19 protein-coding genes are annotated in these 18,746 nt (G+C 65.4%); 11 read left to right on the forward strand and 8 right to left on the reverse strand.

From position 1 onward, the window contains the following. Positions 1-29: 29 nt before the first annotated feature. The gene (locus AC1MB9_RS02175) at positions 30-1,049 is read right to left on the reverse strand and encodes a VOC family protein (RefSeq protein WP_479963405.1); all 1,020 of its coding nucleotides are present in this window, start codon (positions 1,047-1,049) and stop codon (positions 30-32) included. Between the two features lie 18 nt (positions 1,050-1,067). After that, positions 1,068-1,484: a DUF6855 family protein gene (locus tag AC1MB9_RS02180; protein ID WP_479963406.1), complete on the reverse strand. Its 417-nt coding sequence runs from the start codon at positions 1,482-1,484 to the stop codon at positions 1,068-1,070. A gap of 134 nt (positions 1,485-1,618) precedes the next feature. Here AC1MB9_RS02180 and AC1MB9_RS02185 point away from each other — a divergent pair, with 134 nt between their 5' ends. Further along, the gene (locus AC1MB9_RS02185) at positions 1,619-3,280 is read left to right on the forward strand and encodes an FAD-dependent monooxygenase (RefSeq protein ID WP_479963407.1); all 1,662 of its coding nucleotides are present in this window, start codon (positions 1,619-1,621) and stop codon (positions 3,278-3,280) included. A gap of 34 nt (positions 3,281-3,314) precedes the next feature. Here the strand turns inward: AC1MB9_RS02185 and AC1MB9_RS02190 are convergent, their stop codons facing one another. Next, on the reverse strand, positions 3,315-3,800 hold the full coding sequence (locus AC1MB9_RS02190; protein ID WP_479963408.1) for a MarR family winged helix-turn-helix transcriptional regulator: 486 nt from the start codon (positions 3,798-3,800) through the stop codon (positions 3,315-3,317). A gap of 101 nt (positions 3,801-3,901) precedes the next feature. Here AC1MB9_RS02190 and AC1MB9_RS02195 point away from each other — a divergent pair, with 101 nt between their 5' ends. The 6 genes from AC1MB9_RS02195 to AC1MB9_RS02220 all read left to right on the forward strand — a co-directional run bounded on the left by AC1MB9_RS02195 (position 3,902) and on the right by AC1MB9_RS02220 (position 10,052). Continuing rightward, the gene (locus AC1MB9_RS02195) at positions 3,902-4,843 is read left to right on the forward strand and encodes an SDR family NAD(P)-dependent oxidoreductase (protein WP_479963409.1); all 942 of its coding nucleotides are present in this window, start codon (positions 3,902-3,904) and stop codon (positions 4,841-4,843) included. After that, complete coding sequence (locus tag AC1MB9_RS02200; RefSeq protein ID WP_479963410.1) at positions 4,843-5,727, forward strand: amidohydrolase family protein; 885 nt, start codon at positions 4,843-4,845, stop codon at positions 5,725-5,727. The genes AC1MB9_RS02195 and AC1MB9_RS02200 overlap by 1 nt, the downstream gene beginning before the upstream one ends. Beyond that, entirely contained in the window at positions 5,724-6,875 is a 1,152-nt protein-coding gene (locus AC1MB9_RS02205; RefSeq protein WP_479963411.1) for an acyl-CoA dehydrogenase family protein, read from the forward strand. Before AC1MB9_RS02200 ends, AC1MB9_RS02205 begins: the two co-directional genes overlap by 4 nt. Positions 6,876-6,901: 26 nt before the next feature. Further along, positions 6,902-7,357 (forward strand): MaoC family dehydratase, encoded by a 456-nt coding sequence (locus tag AC1MB9_RS02210; RefSeq protein ID WP_479963412.1) that lies wholly within the window; start codon positions 6,902-6,904, stop codon positions 7,355-7,357. 49 nt (positions 7,358-7,406) lie between these two features. Beyond that, positions 7,407-8,405, forward strand: a complete 999-nt coding sequence (locus AC1MB9_RS02215) for an ABC transporter substrate-binding protein (protein ID WP_479963413.1) — start codon at positions 7,407-7,409, stop codon at positions 8,403-8,405. Positions 8,406-8,510: 105 nt separating this feature from the next. Then, the gene (locus AC1MB9_RS02220) at positions 8,511-10,052 is read left to right on the forward strand and encodes an acyl-CoA synthetase (RefSeq protein WP_479963414.1); all 1,542 of its coding nucleotides are present in this window, start codon (positions 8,511-8,513) and stop codon (positions 10,050-10,052) included. Positions 10,053-10,087: 35 nt separating this feature from the next. Here the strand turns inward: AC1MB9_RS02220 and AC1MB9_RS02225 are convergent, their stop codons facing one another. Next, the gene (locus tag AC1MB9_RS02225; RefSeq protein ID WP_479963415.1) at positions 10,088-10,693 is read right to left on the reverse strand and encodes a PadR family transcriptional regulator; all 606 of its coding nucleotides are present in this window, start codon (positions 10,691-10,693) and stop codon (positions 10,088-10,090) included. Between the two features lie 98 nt (positions 10,694-10,791). Between AC1MB9_RS02225 and AC1MB9_RS02230 the strand changes: the two genes are divergently transcribed. Both AC1MB9_RS02230 and AC1MB9_RS02235 read left to right on the forward strand, forming a co-directional pair. Further along, a complete protein-coding gene (locus AC1MB9_RS02230) occupies positions 10,792-11,913 on the forward strand; it encodes an aromatic ring-hydroxylating dioxygenase subunit alpha (RefSeq protein WP_479963416.1) in 1,122 nt (373 codons plus the stop codon). A gap of 12 nt (positions 11,914-11,925) precedes the next feature. Beyond that, positions 11,926-12,936: a PDR/VanB family oxidoreductase gene (locus AC1MB9_RS02235; protein WP_479963417.1), complete on the forward strand. Its 1,011-nt coding sequence runs from the start codon at positions 11,926-11,928 to the stop codon at positions 12,934-12,936. A 67-nt stretch (positions 12,937-13,003) separates the two neighbouring features. Here the strand turns inward: AC1MB9_RS02235 and AC1MB9_RS02240 are convergent, their stop codons facing one another. Genes AC1MB9_RS02240 through AC1MB9_RS02255 form a run of 4 tightly spaced genes read right to left on the reverse strand, consistent with a single transcriptional unit; the run spans position 13,004 to position 16,436 of the window. Further along, on the reverse strand, positions 13,004-13,858 hold the full coding sequence (locus AC1MB9_RS02240; protein ID WP_479963418.1) for an ABC transporter ATP-binding protein: 855 nt from the start codon (positions 13,856-13,858) through the stop codon (positions 13,004-13,006). Continuing rightward, positions 13,848-14,621: an ABC transporter permease gene (locus AC1MB9_RS02245; RefSeq protein ID WP_479963419.1), complete on the reverse strand. Its 774-nt coding sequence runs from the start codon at positions 14,619-14,621 to the stop codon at positions 13,848-13,850. Before AC1MB9_RS02245 ends, AC1MB9_RS02240 begins: the two co-directional genes overlap by 11 nt. After that, positions 14,618-15,421, reverse strand: a complete 804-nt coding sequence (locus AC1MB9_RS02250) for an ABC transporter permease (RefSeq protein ID WP_479963420.1) — start codon at positions 15,419-15,421, stop codon at positions 14,618-14,620. Before AC1MB9_RS02250 ends, AC1MB9_RS02245 begins: the two co-directional genes overlap by 4 nt. A gap of 52 nt (positions 15,422-15,473) precedes the next feature. Then, positions 15,474-16,436 carry an ABC transporter substrate-binding protein gene (locus AC1MB9_RS02255; RefSeq protein WP_479963421.1) on the reverse strand — a complete coding sequence of 321 codons (963 nt, stop codon included), beginning with the start codon at positions 16,434-16,436 and terminating at the stop codon, positions 15,474-15,476. 182 nt (positions 16,437-16,618) lie between these two features. Here AC1MB9_RS02255 and AC1MB9_RS02260 point away from each other — a divergent pair, with 182 nt between their 5' ends. Continuing rightward, a complete protein-coding gene (locus AC1MB9_RS02260) occupies positions 16,619-17,428 on the forward strand; it encodes an IclR family transcriptional regulator (protein ID WP_479963422.1) in 810 nt (269 codons plus the stop codon). Between the two features lie 114 nt (positions 17,429-17,542). Then, a complete protein-coding gene (locus AC1MB9_RS02265; protein WP_479963423.1) occupies positions 17,543-18,724 on the forward strand; it encodes a 4-hydroxybenzoate 3-monooxygenase in 1,182 nt (393 codons plus the stop codon). Positions 18,725-18,746 lie beyond the last annotated feature (22 nt).

Genomic DNA, 18,746 nt, shown 5'->3' on the forward strand with positions numbered 1-18,746 from the left:
CCGCCGTCGAGCGGAAGGTGGTCGGCCGGTCAGCGCGTGCGGCGGGTGGCGCTCGGTGGCAGGAGGCGTGCCTCCGTGCCCGGAACCAGACCCTCCTCGGTCGCGGTGGGGGCGGAATCCGACGGAAACCCCTCGGCCATCGACAGGGGCATGCGCGCGTTCAGATAGAAGTTGGCGGGTCCGGGGGACGGTCGCCAGAAGGCAGGCGTGGGGTCAGCCACAGCCGGCAGAAACGCTCCGGTGGTCAGTTCCACCCGCAGGCCGCTCGGATCGCGAACATAGAGGTAGTTCTGTTCGCCGAGCACGTGGATGCTCGGACCGTATTCGAGGTGGGTGCTCGGACCGTGCTCCACACGGACTCCGGCGACGGCGAGTGCCGGGGCGGCATCGACGAGGGCCCGCCGGCCGTCCATTCGATACGCCACGTGGTTGATGCGTCCGGGTCTCGCGGAACTGTCGAGCACCACGCCGAGCTCGCAGGACGTGGCGTTGGCGCCGAGAACGGCATATACGGCCGTGCCGGAAATCTCCAGTCGAGTGTCGGGGAGGAGCTGCAACCCGAGCACGTCGCTGTGCCACGTGACGCAGGCGGTCACGTCGGCCGTCGCGATGGTCACATGGTCGAGTGTGCGCGCCCGAGCCGTGCTCGCGTCCGCGTCCGCGGCGTGCTGTGGGGGGCGGAATTTTTCGGCGTGGGCGAACAGCTCCATCGTGTGCCCCCACGGCCCGGTGAACACGAAGGAGTGGCCGCGTCCGAATGACGGCTGCCGCCAGTGCCCCTCCACGCCGGATGCCCGCACGCGCGCCGCCGCCTCGTCGAGCGCCGCCTCGCTCACCGTGCGCCAGCCCACGCTCACCAGGGCGGGTTCGGGTCCGCGCTCAATAGCGAGGCTGAACAGGTAATAGTCATCGTTCGTGCGCAGGTAGACGGAGCCCTCGTCCCGGTATATCTCGCGCAGGCCCAACTGGTGGCTGTAGAAGAGAACGGATGCCTCGACATCCGGTGCCGCCACTCGCACGTGCGAGAGGTGGGACAGCAGCTTGATCATGAGGAGTGGGGCCAGACGTTAGAGCGCGCGCATGCGGTTGTTTCGGGGGTTGTGCTCGAGTTCGGCGAGCCCGAGGGCCTCCAGCAGAGGCGGCAGGTACATGCCGAAACGCCCGCGCAGGCCCTTCTTCAGACCGTACCAGCCTCCCACGGGATTGGACTCCGATCGTCCCCAGGATTCGACGGTGCCGTCTTTCACGGGTTTCTGCTCATCCGCACTGCCGAGGGCGACCCAGTCGCCGGCCTGCTTCAGCATCCCGTGCAGATCCTCGATGCAGCGCAGCTGATACGTGAGTGTGGTCGTGCCGACCATGCAGACCAGTGCCGGCGGGCTGGCCGTCTCATCGCGGTACATCAGGTATTCGCTCGTTCCCGGCGGTGTGCGCAGAACCCAGGGGTCGTCCTTCGTGCCGGTACCGGTAGCGTCATTGCTCATGGTTGCCTCCTGCTCGATCGAGGTGTAACGGCCCTGCACGGGCGCGCCCCCGCTGTTCCAGCTTAGGAGGTGACGCGGCACCAGCGATGGGCGGTATTCGCCCGCACGTCGACGACCCTGAGTATGCTGCCGCTGTGACAGACGACCAGGACAACCACGACGACCACGGCGACGTGCCAACGCCGCCCCACTTCCCGGTGCTCATTGTCGGAGCCGGCCCCACAGGACTCGCGCTGGCCGTGCAACTCGCCCGATACGGCATCCGCTTTCGAATTGTGGATCGATCGCTGGATCGCGCTCACGAATCGCGGGCCCTCGCCATTCAGCCGCGCACGCTTGAGGTCCTCGCGAACTGCGGCATCACTCCTGATCTGCTGGCCGTCGGCAACCGAGCGGTTCAGCTGCGCCTGCACGCCGGCAGGCGGGTGATTCCCCTTCGCCTGTTTGACATCGGCGTGAGTGACACCGCCTATCCGTACCTGCTGTTCCTGGCGCAGGCGGAGACGGAACGCATCTTTGCTGCGCACCTGTCCCTGTCTGGCATAGACGTGGATCGTGGACGCGAACTCGTCGGCCTGCGACCGGATGGTGACAACGCGGTGGCCACCCTGCGTGACCTTTCCGGCAGCATCGAAACCGTGCGCGCCAGCTATGTGGTGGGATGCGACGGGCCACACAGCACGGTGCGCGAGCAGGCGGGCATCGCCTTCACTGGCAGCGCCTACCCGCAGACGTTCGTGCTGGCCGACGTCGAGGCGGACGGGATCGAACGCGGTGTCGTGCACGCCTTCCTCTCCGGGCCCCGCGGGCCCCTGCTCTTCTTTCCGCTCGGGACGCCGGCAACCTGGCGAATGATCGCCATGCGTGCGCCTGGTGATGCCGGACCGGTCGATGAGCCAGTGACCCTCGCCCAGCTACAGGCCCTGACCGACGCCGCAACCGAGACCAGGATTGCGCTGCACGACCCCCTCTGGCTGACAGCTTTTCGGGTGCACAACCGCGGAGCTTCCCGCTACCGGGCCGGTGGGGTGTTCCTGGCGGGGGACGCGGCCCATATCCACAGTCCGGCAGGCGGGCAGGGAATGAACATCGGTATCCAGGACGCCGTGAATCTCGGGTGGAAGCTCGCACTGGTGCTGCGGCACGGCGCACCGCCCGCGCTTCTGGACACCTATGAGGAGGAACGTGCCCCGGTCGGCCGCGCGGTGCGACGGTTCACCGACCGGGCCTTTCTGGTGATCACCTCCGGCTCCGCCGGCGCTCGTCTCGCCCGGCGGTATCTGGTCCCGGTCGTGCTCCCCGTCGTGCTGCGGTCGCGCGTCGGGCGTCGCCTGGCCTTCCGAACGATCTCCGAGCTGAGTACCAGCTATCACGGGACCGACCTGGCGGCGCACGGCCCCGGCGCACGGAGCCGGTCACCGCGAACCGGCGATCGGCTCCCCGACATGTCCCTCGCCCGGCAGCCGGGAGGCGCGCGCTCGCTCGCGCATCACCCGGTGACCACGTCGCTGCATGCGCTCGTGGCCGCGCCCGGGTGGCACCTGCTGCTCTGTGGTCGAGGGTGGACGGCGCTCACCGACGCCGAGGCCGTCGGTGCCCCGAGCAAGGCCGGCCGGCCGATGCTCACCGTTCACCGCCTGTGGCAGACCGAGGTTCTGCGCAGACTCGGCGCCCACACCCGCGGCAGCGTGCAACTGCTTCTTCGGCCGGATGGCTACGTGGGCTACCGCTCCGACGAGGCCGACCTCGCCGGCCTGCACGCGTACCTCGACCGGTGGCTGCCCGGCCCCGGTTAGCGGCGTCGGCGGGGGGAAGGAATGAGGCGCGGCGTCACTCTGCGGTCTCGAACGCGATCCGACGCAACAGAGAACGCAACTGCTCACGCTCGGTCGGGCTGAGGTCGCGCAGCGACTGGTCTTCGGCATCCTGGATGACGGCGGCAGCCTGCAGGTAGAGTTCCCGACCACGCGGGGTGGCCACAATCACCTTGGAACGGCGATCACGCGGATCCTGCTCCCGGGTGACCGCTCCGCGATTCTCCAACAGGTCGACGAGGGCCACGATCTGACTGGGGTCCAGGCTGAGAAAGTTCGCTAGCTCGCGCTGGGAGGGGTTCTGCCCGCTGCAGGCCAGCGACAACACCGAATAGGACCGCACGCGCAGGTCGAGGTCAGCGAGCATGCTGTTGGCCCGGCCGGAACCGACCGAGCGGGCCCGAGCGGTCATGAACTCGATCTCGTTGGCCAGATCGGTATCGCGCAAGCGCTCGGCAGACGTCTCCGGTGACGTTTTCGGTACCTGAACTGGATCTCCCACATTCATACAGTAATCCCAACCTCAATCGTTGACTTTTTCAATGATATGGGTTTTCATGGGTTTCAGCAGCGAATTGTTGCTGATTGAGCGAGGAGTCCACAATGACGTTGGCAGGAAAAGTAGCAATCGTGACCGGCAGTGGCCGCGGCCTGGGCCTGGCCTACGCGCAGGAACTCGCCCGCCAGGGGGCAGCCGTCGTGATCAACGACGTCGACCAGCTCATCGCCGATGATGCCGTTGCCGCCATCGTCGCTGCAGGCGGGCAAGCCGTCGCCGTCGTCGCCCCTGTCGGCTCCACCGCCACCGCGCAGCAGCTCGTCGCCGCAGCCGTCAGCAGCTTCGGCCGCCTCGACATTCTCGTCACCAACGCCGGTGTGCTGCGCGACACCGTGGTCTGGAAGATGACCGACGACGACTTCGACACCGTCATCAACGTGCACCTGCGCGGCACGTTCACCTGCGTGCGCGAGGCGGCCATCCGTTTTCGTGAGCAGGGTGAGGGTGGCCGCATCATCTGCATCGGCTCACCGACCGGGCAGCGCGGCAACTTCGGCCAGACCAACTACGCCGCCGCCAAGGCCGGCATCGTGGGCATGGTGCGCACGTGGTCGATGGAACTGGCCCGTGCCAACGTGACTGTCAACGCGGTCGTACCCGTTGCGGCGACCGCGATGACCGACACTGTTCCCTTCTTCAAGGCCTTCAACGACGCCGCCGCTCGCGGCGAAACCATGCCGCCCTTCGCCCGCCGCGTGCTCGGCTACGGGACCGCGCAGGACGTGGCCGGAGTCGTCGGTTTTCTCGCCTCAGACGCCGCGGCCGGCATCACCGGCCAGGTCGTCGGCTCCGGCGGCGACCGTGTCCAGCTCTGGTCGCACCCCGAGGTCGTCGCCACGGCGTTCGAGACCGGCGGCTGGACCGCCCGGACGCTCAGCGAAGACTTCTCCTCGCTGTTCGGTGACAAGCTGCAGAGCGTCGGCGAAAAGCTGCCCGAGCTACCGGCCGAACTGCAGCCGGCCGCACTGCACCCATCAGCGAAGTAATGGTCTACGAACTCGGCCTGAACGTTGACGCGCTGACGGCCATCGACACGCACGTGCACATCGAGGTCGGCGACGACGGGCACAACGCGCTCCCGCAGCCGCTCGTCGACGCCGCGAGCAAATACTTCAAAACGGACGCGCCCCGCCCCGGCCTCGACGAGATCGCCGACATGTACCGCGAGCGCCGGATGGCGGCGGTGGTCTTCACCGTCGACGCGTCCCGTAACCTGGGCCATCGGCCGAACAGCAGCGAAGAGATCGCGCTCGGCGCCGCCCGCAACAATGATGTGTTGATTCCGTTCGGCTCGGTTGACCCCACCCGCGGAGCGGATGCCGTGACCCAGGCCCTGCGCCTGGCCGGTGATTTCGGGGTGCGCGGCTTCAAATTCCACCCGACCGTGCAGAACTTCAACCCCAGCGACGAACAGTATTACCCGCTCTGGGCGGCGCTGCAAGACCTCGGCCTGCCGGCGCTCTTCCACACCGGACAGACCGGCATCGGATCGGGCCTGCCGGGCGGCTTCGGCCTCAAGCTCGGGCTGTCCAATCCGATGCTGCTCGATGACATCGCCGCCGACTTTCCGGTGCTGCCCATCATCATGGCGCACCCGAGCGTGCCCTGGCAGGACGAAGCCCTCTCCGTCGCCACCCACAAACAGAACGTTTACATCGACCTGTCCGGCTGGTCACCCAAGTACTTCCCCGAGAATCTCGTGCGCCAGACCAACTCCGTCCTGCAAGACAAGGTACTGTTCGGCAGCGACTTTCCCCTGATCAGCCCGGATCGCTGGCTGAAGGACTTCGCCGACCTGAACCTCAAAGACAGCGTGCGGCCGAAAATCCTGAAGGACAACGCCGTGCGCCTGCTCGGGCTGGCCGCATGACCGCCTTCTACCCGAGCGACCAGTTCGGCTACTCCACCCTGCTCAGCGACAGCGAACTCGATGTGCTGAACGGGCTACGGGCCGTGCTTGAGGCCGAGGTGCAGCCGCTCCTCGCCGACCACTGGGAAGCGGGGGAGTTCCCCTTTCAGATCGTACCGAAGCTCGTCGACCTCGACCTCATGAGCCGGGGAACGAGCGCGCTCTACGGCGGCTTTCGAAATTTCGAACTGGCCCGCACCGACGCATCCGTCGCCACCTTCTACAACGCGCAGTCCGGTCTCTTTCGCACCACCGTAAACCTCGGAGGCAGCCCGGAGCAGGCCGCCGAACTCGACCCGAAGATTCAGAGCTTCGACTACACGGGCGTGTTTGCACTGACCGAGCCCGAGCACGGCTCCGACATCGCCCGCGGGCTCGCCACGAGCGCCCGCCGCACCGGCGACAGCTGGCTGCTCAACGGTCACAAGCGCTGGATCGGCGGCGCCACCAGCGCCGATGTGCTCGCCGTCTTCGCCCGCGACGAATCGGACGGCCAGGTCAAGGCCTTCCTGGTGCCGACGGATGCCCCCGGCGTCACCCTGCGCAAGATCGAACGAAAAACCAGCCTGCGCATCATGCAGAACGCAGACATCGACCTCGTCGACGTGCGGGTTCACGACAACGACCGACTGCAGCGCATCAACTCGTTCACCGACGTCGCCGCACTGCTGCGGTCCATGCGTTCCGACGTGGCCTGGATCGCGACCGGCTTGCAGGCCGGCGCCTACGAGGCGGCCCTGCGCTACGTGAGCACCCGCCACCAGTTCGGCAAGCCTGTCGCGGCCTTTCAGCTGACCCAGCAAAAACTCGCCACCATGCTGGGCAACGTCACGGCGTCGCTCGGCATGGTCGTGCGGCTCACCCAGCAGCAGGAGGCCGGCGTGTTCACCGAGGAGAACTCGGCGCTGGCCAAAATGTTCTGCTGCGAGCGGATGCGCCACACCGTCGCGCTGGCCCGCGAGGTCGTCGGCGGCAACGGCATCACCCTCGACACCGACGTCGCCCGGTTTCACGCCGACGCCGAGGCCGTGTACTCCTACGAGGGCACCCACGAGATCAACAGCCTCATCGTCGGCCGGGCCGTCACCGGGCAGAGCGCCTTCATCTAACACGTCCCCTATCTATAAGGAGCACCATGAGTACCACCGTCACCACCTTCGCCGAACTCCCCGGCCTGGCCGGAACCGACCTCGGCTACACCGATTACATCGAGGTCGACCAGGGTCAAATCGACACGTTCGCCGACGCCACCGATGACCACCAGTGGCTGCACACCGACCCGGAGAAGGCCAAGGGCGGCCCGTTCGGCAAAACGGTCGCACACGGGTTTCTGACCCTCTCTCTCGCCATCCCGTTCTGGACCGAGCTGCTCGACGTGACCGACGTGACCACCAAGGTCAACTACGGCCTCGACAAGGTGCGCTTTCCCGCCCCCGTCACCGTCGGCTCCAAGATCCGCATGCGAGCGACCATCGCAAGCGTCACCGAAATCGCCGGCGGAGTTCAGCTCGGCGTCGACCAGACCATCGAGATCAAGGACGGCACCAAACCGGCCGTCGTCGCGCACGGGCTGTACCGCTTCTACGTCTGACCGGCATCCGCTTCACCCCGTCTTATCCAACCCTCAAGGAAGAGGCACGATGTTTCACAGCAACCCCACCCACACTCGTACCGTTTCGGGCCTGGCCGGCCTCGCCGTCGTCGCTCTGGCCCTCACCGGCTGCTCCGGCTCGGCGCCAGCTGCTGACCCGACCGCCGGCACGGCAGGCGGCGCACTGACCACCGTGACCGTCGGCGTGCTGGCGATCGCCCCGTCCGTCGCGATGCAATACGGCATCGACGAGGGCATCTTCGAGAAGCACGGCCTCGACGTGCAACTGGAAACCGGGCAGGGCGGTGCCGCCATGTTGCCCGCCGTTTATGCGGGCAGCATGGACTTCGCGATCGGCAACCCGCTCTCGGTCATGGTGGCCGTTGACAAGGGCCTCGAGATGCAGATCGTCACCGGCTATAGCAATTCAAAGGCCGACGGCGACGACATCAACGGCGTCGTCGTGCGCACGGACTCCGGGATTGACAGTTTCGCCGACCTCGACAACAAGACCGTCTCGGTCAACGCCGTCAGCACTCAGGGCGACCTCACCATCAAGGAGAGCGCCGAACAGGACGGCGGTGACCCGTCGCAGATCAACTTCAACGAGATGCCATTCCCCGACATGGAGGCGCAGCTCGCCGCCGGCAACACCGACGCGATCTGGGTGCCGGAGCCGTTCCTCAGCAAGGCCCTCGCGAGCCCCGATTTCAAACTCATCGGCTACCCCAACCAGCAGGCGCTTCCCGGCCTGCCAACAATGGTCAGCTTCACCAGCGCGAAATACGCGACCGCCAACGCCGACACCCTCAGCAAATTCCGTGATGCCGTCGACGAGACCCTTGCCCAGGCCGAAGCGAATCCCGATGAGGTGCGCGCGACGCTCCCCGCCTTCATGGGCATGGACGCGGCCGTGGCCGCCAAGCTCAAGATGGAATCGTTTGACGGCGAGGTACCCGTCGATGTCTTGGCCGGCCTCGGCAAGCTCATGCAGAAGTACCAGATCGTGACCGAATCACCCGATGTCGCCGCGATGATTGCCAGCTAGTCCGCCGTCAGTCAGGGTGTGCTCCCCGTAGTACGGTGAGCACACCCTGATCCCGTCAGTGTCAGTGCCTCCGTCCGCGGAGGCGTGCGAAAGGTACATGCAACGATGCATAACCAAGGTCTCGGTTCCTGGATCCACCGCCGGCGCGTGAAGTCGGCCGATCAGACGGCGCTCATCAGCGGCGACGATCGTGTCAGCTACGCCGAGCTCGCCGAACGGGTGGACCGACTCGCGAACGCGCTCCATGCCCGCGGTATCCGTTCGGGGGATCGCGTCGCCTATCTGGGCGAAAATCACCCCGCCTTTCTCGAAACACTGTTCGCCTGCGGCGTGCTCGGTGCGATCTTCGTGCCGCTCAACACCCGGCTGGCAGCGCCCGAGATCACCTTTGCCCTCACGGACTCCGGCAGCCGAATTCTCGTGCATGCCGCGGCCCTGACCGATCTGGCCGAGCGCGCGACGCCCGGAACGCGAGTGGAGCAGCGCATCGTCGTCACGGATGCCGCCGTTCCCGTTGCCGAAGCGGACGTGGTCGAAAACCTCGAGGATGTCATCGAAGGTGCTCCCGCCACGCACCGCGACGAAAACGTCTCCCTCGACGACCCCGCTCTCATTCTCTACACCTCCGGCACCACAGGGCAGCCCAAGGGCGCCCTGCTCACCCACGGCAACATGACCTGGAACAGCTTCAACGTGCTCGTTGACTACGATTTCATCAGCAGTGATGTGGCCCTCATGATCGCGCCCATGTTCCATGTCGCCTCGCTCGGCATGGGGGTGCTGCCGACACTGCTCAAGGGGGGCACCGTCGTACTCGAGCCCAAGTTCGAGCCGGGCCGTACCCTGCGCCTGATCGAGTGGCACGGCGCGACGGTGATCAGCGGAGTGCCCACGACCTTCCAGCTCCTGTGCGAGCACCCGGATTGGGCAACAACCGACATCAGCTCGTTGCAGAAACTGACCTGTGGCGGTTCAGCCGTCCCCACGCGGGTACTCGAGGCCTACGAGAAGCGCGGCCTGTCCTTCTCCGGCGGTTACGGCCTGACCGAAACCGCGCCCGGCGCCACGAGTCTGGCTCCGCACAAGTCCCGTGAGAAGGCCGGGTCGGCCGGGCTGCCCCACTTCTTCACCGACGTGCGCATCGTCGATGAAACCGGCACCGAAGTGTCGACCGGCCAGGTCGGCGAGATTCAAATCTCCGGTCCGAACGTGATTCGGGAGTACTGGAACCGGGCCGAGGCGACCGCAGAGAGCTATGCCGCCCATGTCTGGTTTCGTTCCGGCGACATGGGGTACATCGACGAACACGGTTACCTCTTCATCTCCGACCGGCTGAAAGACATGATCATCTCCGGCGGAGAGAATATCTACCCGGCCGAAATAGAACTGGTCATCTCCGAACTCGAGTCGGTCTCCAGCGTCGCCGTGATCGGCATCCCCGACGAAAAATGGGGCGAGGTGCCCTGTGCCGTCGTCACCGTGCGCGGCGGCTTCACCCTTGATGCGGGCGACATCCAGGCACACCTTGAGGGCCGCCTTGCCCGCTACAAGATTCCGAAGCGCGTCGTGATCGTGGCCGATATGCCGCGCACCGCGAGCGGCAAGATCCGCAAGGCAGACCTGCGCCAGGCCCACGCGGTGTCATAACGGGCCCGGCGACCGGATGCCGGGGCGCGCGCCGATCAGTCGGCCGGCGGCGCCGACGCATCCGCATTGAGCTCGTCGATGAGCGCGAGGCCCCGCTCGGCCCACTCGATCTCGTGCTCGGCCCGCGCAATAAGGCCCTCGTAGGTGTAGCGCTTGTACGCTCGGATGCTCGCATGTTCGCTCGCCGGCGCGTGAGCGAGGCGTTTTTCGAGAATCGTGCTGCCGCCGGTGTCGATCTCCCGCACCTTCTCCTGCCAGTCGTCCCGCCGAACCGCGTAGGCGTCAATGTGTGCGCGCATCTGGGCCCGTGCGGCGTCCGGCTCGGCCCACTCGAGGTAGGCGGCCTTGAGGTGCGCCGGGTCGCGCTCGCGGGTGTAGGTGAGCGGCTCGTTCATCCAGGCACGAAATGCGGTGAGGCCCGCCTCGGTCACGTGGTATTCGCGTTTCTTGCCGCGCGGCCCCCACGGTACCTCGGCGCCCCGCAGCAGGCCCTCGGCCTCCATGCGGCGTAACTCCGGGTAGATCTGTGAGTCGGGGGCGTGCCAGACATGCGAAACGGAGGCCTGGAACGCCTTCGACAGGTCGTAACCGGTCATCGGCTCCACGGTGAGGAGCGCGAGCAGCGCGTGTCGAAGGCTCAAGTCGATCCCATCTCGGTACTTGTATGTACCTACCAGCATAGATAGTCTGGGGCTGCGCTAACTATCTATGGGGATAGGTAGCTGACCGGAGGTTTTCAATGACGATCATCCAGACCAAGAGTTCGACCACGAACAAGGTGCTCAACTACCCGCTGAACACCTGGTACGTCGCCGCCTGGGACCACGAGGTCACCCGCAAGCTGATCTCCCGCACGGTCGCCGACAAACCGCTCGCCATCTATCGCACCGAAGACGGTAGACCGGTCGCGCTCGCCGATGCCTGCTGGCACCGCCTCGCCCCGCTGTCGATGGGCAAGGTTCTCCCCAAGGACGAGATCCAGTGCCCGTACCACGGCATCGTCTACAACTCGGCCGGTCGGTGCGTGTCGATGCCCGCCCAGGAGACCATCAACCCGAGTGCCACCGTGCCCTCGTACCCTGTGGTGGAACGCCACCGCTTCCTCTGGGTCTGGCTGGGAGATGCGACGCTCGCCAACCCCGACAGCATTCCCGACATGCACCAGATGGACCACCCCGACTGGGCCGGCGACGGCCTGACCATCCCGGTCACCTGCAACTACCAACTGGTGCTGGACAACCTGATGGACCTGACTCATGAGGAATTCGTACACGGCTCGAGCATCGGCCAGGCCGAACTGAGCGAGTCCGACTTCGAGGTCACCCACGACGACACCACTGTCACCGTCTCGCGTTGGATGCGGGGCATTGATGCCCCGCCGTTCTGGCTCAAGAACATGCGCGACAAGTTTCCGGGCTTCACCGGAAAGGTCGACCGCTGGCAGATCATCCACTTTGAGGCGCCGTCGACCATTTGCATCGACGTGGGCGTGGCCAAGGCCGGTACCGGGGCGCCGGAGGGCGACCGCAGCCAGGGAGTCAACGGCTACGTGATGAACACGATTACGCCCGAAACGGCCCGCAGCGCACACTACTTTTGGGCCTTCATGCGCAACTATCGGTTGGAGAGCCAGCTGATCACCACGCAATTGCGGGCCGGTGTCACCGGCGTCTTCAAGGAAGACGAAGACATGCTCCAGGCACAGCAGGCCGCCATCGACGCCAATCCCGACTACGAGTTCTACAACCTCAACATCGACGCCGGTGGGCTGTGGGTGCGCCGCCTGATCGAACGGATGCTGGAAGCCGAAGGCCGACCGGTCTCCGCCGGCCGTGCCAACCGCGTGAGCTCCGCCAACTAGGCGGGCGCGATCATGGCAGCAACCAACATTGAGGTGTGGCAGCAGGCGACGGTCATCGAGACCGACGCTGTCGCTACCAACATTCAACGCATCGTGCTGGCGCCGACTCTGCCGAAACGGGCCGAGCCGGGGTCGCACGTCGACCTGTTCGTGACCATTGACGGGGAACGGCACAAACGTTCCTACTCCATCGTCGACTCCACCGAGGATGGTTCGCGGATCGCGATCAGCGTGCTGCAGGCACCGCTGTCCCGTGGTGGATCGATCTTCATGCACGCGCTCCGCCCCGGCGACACCCTCGAAATCACCCAACCTCTCCAGAACTTTCCTCTGCGCGTCGGCGCACCCGGTTACGTGCTGCTGGCCGGCGGCATCGGTGTGACGGCCATGGTCAACATGGCCCGGGTGCTCAAGAATCTGGGGGCAAACTACACACTTGTCTACACGGCGCGCAGCCGCGAGCGCATGGCTTACCTGCCCGAACTACTCGCGCTGCACGGCGACAACCTGCAGGTACATATCGACGACGAGGGCACCGCGTTGTCGGTGGCCGACCTCGTGGGCGGCATCGCTCCGGACACCGAACTGTATATGTGCGGGCCGATCCGACTGATGGACGCCGTGCGACGCTCCTGGCGCGAACGCGAACTGAAGGACCCGAATTTGCGGTTCGAGACCTTCGGCAACAGCGGCTGGTACGACCCTGAGGAATTCATTGTGCGGGTGCCACGCCTCGGCGTCGAAACCAGGGTGCCGGCGGGGCGTTCCATGCTCGAAGCCCTCGAAGACGCCGGGGTGGAGATGATGTTCGACTGCCGCAAGGGCGAATGCGGGCTCTGCGAAGTGAAGGTGCTCGCGCTCGAGGGCGCCATCGACCACCGCGACGTGTTCTACAGCGAACGGCAGCAGCACGCGACGGAGAAAATGTGTTGCTGCGTCTCCCGCGCGGTCACCTCACCCACCGGCCGCCAAACGGACGCCTCGCCGGGTGGCCCCGCGATCGTGACGATCAACGTTTCGTAGGCACTCAATAAGAAAACGGATGCCCCGGCGACAATCGCCGGGGCATCCGTTTGTGCGGGGGACTACGTCAGTGTGGCTTGCGCTGGGCGGTGATCTGCTCGGTGACCGGGCCGGCCTTGGCTCGCTGGATCTCGGCGTAGACGTGGGAGCGCAGCTCCATGAACCGTGGGAGGGCGCGGGTGTTGAGCTGGTCGCGTTTCGCGGGAAGGTCGATAGTGAGGTCTTCCTGCACGACGGTGGGTGAGCTCGAGAGCACGATGACGCGTTCGCCGAGGTAGACGGACTCGTCGATGTCGTGGGTGACGAAGAGGATCGTCACTCCGAGCTGCTTCCAAATGGTGCGGATGAGGTCTTCGAGGTCGGCTCGGGTCTGCGCGTCGACGGCCGCAAACGGTTCGTCCATGAGCAGCACCTGTGGGCGATAGGCGACGGCACGGGCGATCGCGACGCGCTGTTGCATACCGCCGGACAGCTGCCACGGGTAGCTCTTGGGAACATGGTCGAGTCCGACCGACTTCAGGGCGGCGTCGACGAGCGCGGCGCGTTCGGCCTTGGGAACCTTCTGATTTTTGAGGGGCAGTTCGACGTTCGCGCGCACGGTCATCCAGGGAAACAGGCTGCGGCCGTATTCCTGGAAGACGACGGCCATCGATTTGGGCGGGCCGGTGACCTTGCTGCCGGCCAGCTCGACGGTGCCGCTGGTCTGTTCCATCAGTCCTGAAATGCACTTGAGCAGCGTGGTTTTGCCCGACCCCGACGGGCCCACGAGACACACGAGCTCGCCCTCGGCAAGGTCGAACGTGAGGTCTCGTACCGCCTCGACATCGCCGCCGGGCACCTTGTAGATTTTCTGCAGGCCGCGCACCGAGAGCATTGGCACGGTGGTGACGGGCTGGTTCACGGTGGTGTCGCTAGCTGTCATGAGTGATCTCCTTCAGACCGTGGTACCAATGCAGTACCCGTCGTTCGACGAACTGGAAAATGAGGGCCAGGCCCAGGCCGATGAGGCCGAGCACGACGATGCCGCTCCACATCTCGGGGATGGCGAAGTTGCGCTGGAATTGCACGATGGTAAAGCCGAGACCCGAGGATGACGCGAACATTTCGCTGATGACCATGAGGATCAGGCCGATCGACAGCGACTGGCGCACGCCGGCCATGATCTGCGGCGTGACCGCGGGGAGAACGAAGTAGCGGATGCGCGCGAAGCCGCGGATGCCGTAGCTGCGGCAGCTGTCATTGAGCACGGAGTCGACGGCGCGAACGCCTTCGACGGTGTTGAGCAGTACCGGCCAGATGGCGCCGGAGACGATGACGGCGACCTTCATGCCGTCATTCACGCCGATGAGCAGCATGAGCAGCGGAACGAGCACGGGCGGCGGGATGGCGCGGAAAAATTCGAGCAGGGGTTCGAGCAGGTTACGCAGCCAACGAGTGGAACCGATGAGGAGGCCGAAAATAATGCCCAGGCCGATCGCGAAGATCAGGCCGACGGCGAGGCGGCCGAGGCTCGGCACAACATCGTCGAAGAAGCGGGGACCGATCCAGGTGGTCCACAGGGTTTGGGCGAGCTCGACCGGTTTCGGCACGAAGAAATTGGTCGAGCCGAACGACAAGGCCCACCAGAGCACGATGAGCAGAATCGGCAGGCCGAAGAAATAGGCGACACGCTTGAGGGGACTCACAGGACGACCTCTCCTCTCACGGATGGATGCCAGGACAGCACCCGTTTTTCAACGATGCGGGCGGCGAGGTTGATGAGCACGCCGATCATTCCCGTGGCCAGCACCAGGGCGTACATCGAGGAGATGGCGCCGCCGGACTGGGTGAGGGCAATCTGCTTTCCCAGCCCGGGGGTACCGATGATGAGCTCGGCGGTGATGGCCAGGATCAGGGCCACGGCCGCAGCCAGCCGCAGTCCGGTCATCAGGTACGGCAAGGCGGTGGGCCAGATCACGTAACGCACCCGGGCCAGTCGGCCGAGTCCGTAACTTTTCGCGGTGTCGTTGGCGACGGCATCCACATCGGCAATGCCGTAGAGCAGCTGCAGCAACACCTGCCAGAACGAGGCATAGACCACGAGCAGGAGCGTGGACTCGATGCTGGTCCCGAAGATGAGCACGGCCAGCGGAATGAGGGCGACCGAGGGAATGGGGCGGAGAAACTCGATCGTGGTGTGGGTGGCGCGGCGCAAGAACCGGCTGGAGCCGATGATCAACCCCACGACGATTGCCGCCACGGTCGCGATCAGCAACCCGAGCGCCCAGCTGGTCATGGTGTCGGCCACATCTCTCCAGAATGCGGCCTCGGTCAGGTACTGGCCGAGGCGCACGAGCACCTCGCTCGCGGGCGGCAGATACCGGTCGCTGACCAGGCCCAGCCGGGGTGTGGCTTCCCAGATCAGGAAGAACAGGACTATTCCGCTGATGCCGAGGCCCAAGGCTTTCGCCTGAGGCCCCGCAGCAGCATTACGTTGCTTTCTCATGCTGGCAAGCCACTTCCTCGTGGTCGGTGTGCTGACGACACGCGTCTGCCGGTTACGGAAGGAACGAGCTCATATCGGGTGCGGTGTCGATCACTCCGTACTTGACGGCCGCCTCGCCCAGTGCGGTGGTGGCGTCGACGTTGATCTCGGTCGGGAACTTCGGCAGCACGATCTTCGCGAGCACGTCCGCGGGGGTCTTGGTATAGGTCGCGATAATCGCGCGCACGGCATCGGGGTTGTCCTGGGCGTATTCGAGCGACTTCTTCATCGCCGTCTGGAACTTGGTCACGAGCTCCGGATCCGTGGCCACCGTGTCGGCCGATGCGAAGTAGGCGGCGACATCAAGATTCACGTTGAAATCGGCGTAACCGTAGGAGATCACGCGCTGGCCGCTCTCGATCGCGGCGGTCACGAAAGGTTCAACGACGAAGGCCGCATCGACCTGTCCGTTCTCAACGGCGGCACTCGCGTCCGGGAACGGAATCTCGACGAACGAAACCGACGACGAGTCGCCCCCCAGACGGTCCATTGAGCTGCGCATGACCGTGTCAACGATGTTGTTCAGGCTGTTGCCCGAAACGGTTTTGCCATCGAGATCGGCGAGCGTTTTGGCCGGGGAATCGCCCTTGACAATGACGGCGCCGAAGTCACTGGTCACGTCGCCGGTTGACGCGACGGCCGCGTTGACGACCTTGAGCGGCAGGCCCTTGTCGTTGGCCACCATCAGTGAGATCAGGTTGCTGAAGCCGAACTGGTAGTCGCCACTGACGACGGCAGGAACGATGGCCGCGCCTCCGGTTGCGGTCTCGATGGTGAGGTCGAGTCCCTCGTCTTCGAAGAAGCCCTGGTCGAGACCGAGATAGAGCGGAGCGGTATCGGCGATGGGGATGACGCCGACCTTGACCGGGGTGAGAGCGTCGCTGCCGGCCGGGGCGGGGGAGTCGGCCCCGGACGAGCAGGCGCTGAGGGCGATGACGGACGCCGTGGCAATTCCGATCATGAGCATTTTCTTCATGTCACTCCATTGTGTTGTGGTGCGGGTCGCGCTGCTGTTGAGCATCGAACTCACTGCGTGACAACGTCGGTTGTTGACACGGCTGATTGGCTCTAGGTGGAGACTAGCCAGCTCCCTGACGAGAGAAATACGTGATTCCATCCAGTGGAAGTTCTAGTTGAATCCGGGTAGCGTATCGAACCATGAGCGGAAAACCGGCACAAAAGAAGGGCGGAGACGCCGTTGTCGGCGACGATCGTTCCGTCGCAGCACGGCTTTTCGCTATTCTCGATGCCTTCGCCGCGCCCGCCGGGGCGACTTCGCTCACTCTGACCCTCACGGCCATTGCGAAACGCGCCGGGCTTCCTCTGTCGACGACGCACCGGTTGGTTGCGGAGTGGGTGGTCTGGGGCGGCCTGACCAAACATGACAACGGCCAGTATTCGCTCGGAATGAAGCTGTGGGAGCTCGGCGTGCAGACGCCGACCGCCCGCAACCTGCGCACCATCGCCCTGCCATACCTTGAAGACCTCTATGAGACGACCCGGGAGCACGTGCACCTCGCCATTCTGGAGGGGCGCGATGCGCTGTATCTGGAGAAGCTCTCGGGCCACCATGCCGTGCGCCTGATCTCCAGGGTCGGTGCACGCCTGCCCCTGCACTCCACCGGCGTGGGGCTCGTGCTGCTGGCGTACGCACCGTCCGACGTCGTCCAGGAGTATCTCGCGACCAGCCTGCAGCGCTTTCTGCCGCGCACGGTCACCGAGCCGGACGCGGTGCGCAAGCGCCTGGCCGAGATCCGCCTCGTCGGGGTGGCCCGGATGTCGGAGGAGATGACCGCCGGCTCGAGCTCGATCGCCGCGCCGATTCGGGACCGTACCGGCCAGGTCGTGGCGGCCGTGTCGATCGTGACCCGCACCACCGACACCGTAGACCCGGAGAACGAGCGGGCCGTGCGTGTTGCCGCCCAGGGCATCAGTCGGGCACTGGGCTACCGGCGTGCCCAGCAGTGAGCGCAACATGAAGAAATGTCATCACTTTCACTGAGTGGAAAACACTGTCCGTGGTGTCAGATTGCACCCCAGACTGATCATCAAACCCCCCTGTCATCGTCGCTAGGAGAACCCGTGCCCCACGAAACCACCCGCGTCGCCATCATCGGCGCCGGTCCCGCCGGGCTTCTCCTGAGCTGGGCTCTGCGAGACGCCGGCATCGACTCGATCGTCGTCGAGAACCGCTCGCAGGACTACGTGCTCGGCCGCATCCGTGCCGGCGTTCTGGAACAGGGCTCGGTGGAAACCCTGCAACGCCTCGGATTGGGTGAACGACTCACCATCGAAGGTCTGCGGCACGATGGGATTTTCCTGCAGTACGCCGGCGAACGCCACAACGTGAACTTCAACGAACTCATCGGCCGCACGGTCACCGTCTACGGCCAGCAACAAGTCGTGAAAGACCTCGTCGGCGCGCACGAACAGGCCGGGTCCACGATCTACTACGAAGCCTCCGACGTTGCGGTCGACGGTCTCACCACCAAGAACCCGAGCGTGACATTCCGCCACAACGGTGAGGCGCACACCATCAACGCTGACTTCGTCGTGGGCGCCGACGGCTTTCACGGCATCTGCCGGGCCTCGATCCCCACCAAGGAAATAACCCTCTTCGACCGCAGCTACCCCTACGCCTGGCTCGGCATCCTCGCCGACGTCGCGCCGTCGTCGGAGGAGCTTGTCTACTCCCTGCACCAGGACGGTTTTGCAATGCTGTCGATGCGTTCGCCCGTCGTCTCCCGCCTGTACCTGCAGGTGGACCCGGCAGACGATATCCAAAACTGGTCGGATTCCCGCATCTGGGAGGCGTTGCAGGCCCGGCTCGGCACTCCAGGCTGGACCTTGAACGAAGGGCCGATCACCGACAAATCGATCACTCCGATGCGCAGCTTCGTCGCCTCGCGTCTCGCCTACGGCAACCTGTTCCTGGTCGGCGACGCCGGACACATCGTGCCGCCGACCGGCGCCAAGGGCCTCAACTCGGCCATTTCCGACGTTACCCAGCTCGCCGCGGCGCTCACCGCCTTCTACGCGAACGACGACACCCTCCTCGATCGTTACAGCGAGACCGCGTTGGCTCGGCAGTGGCGGGTGCAGCAGTTCTCCCGTTGGATGACCGAGATGCTGCACACGAGCCCCGGCGATCTGCAGTCCGGCGCCTTCGACTACCGCAGCCAGCTCGGCCAGCTTGACTACGTCACCCACTCGCCGCTCGCGCAGCGCATGCTCGCCGAGCAGTACACCGGACTCCTGCTCTAAGCCCTACGACAGACACGAGAAA

It is taken from the genome of Cryobacterium sp. AP27 (assembly GCF_056680495.1).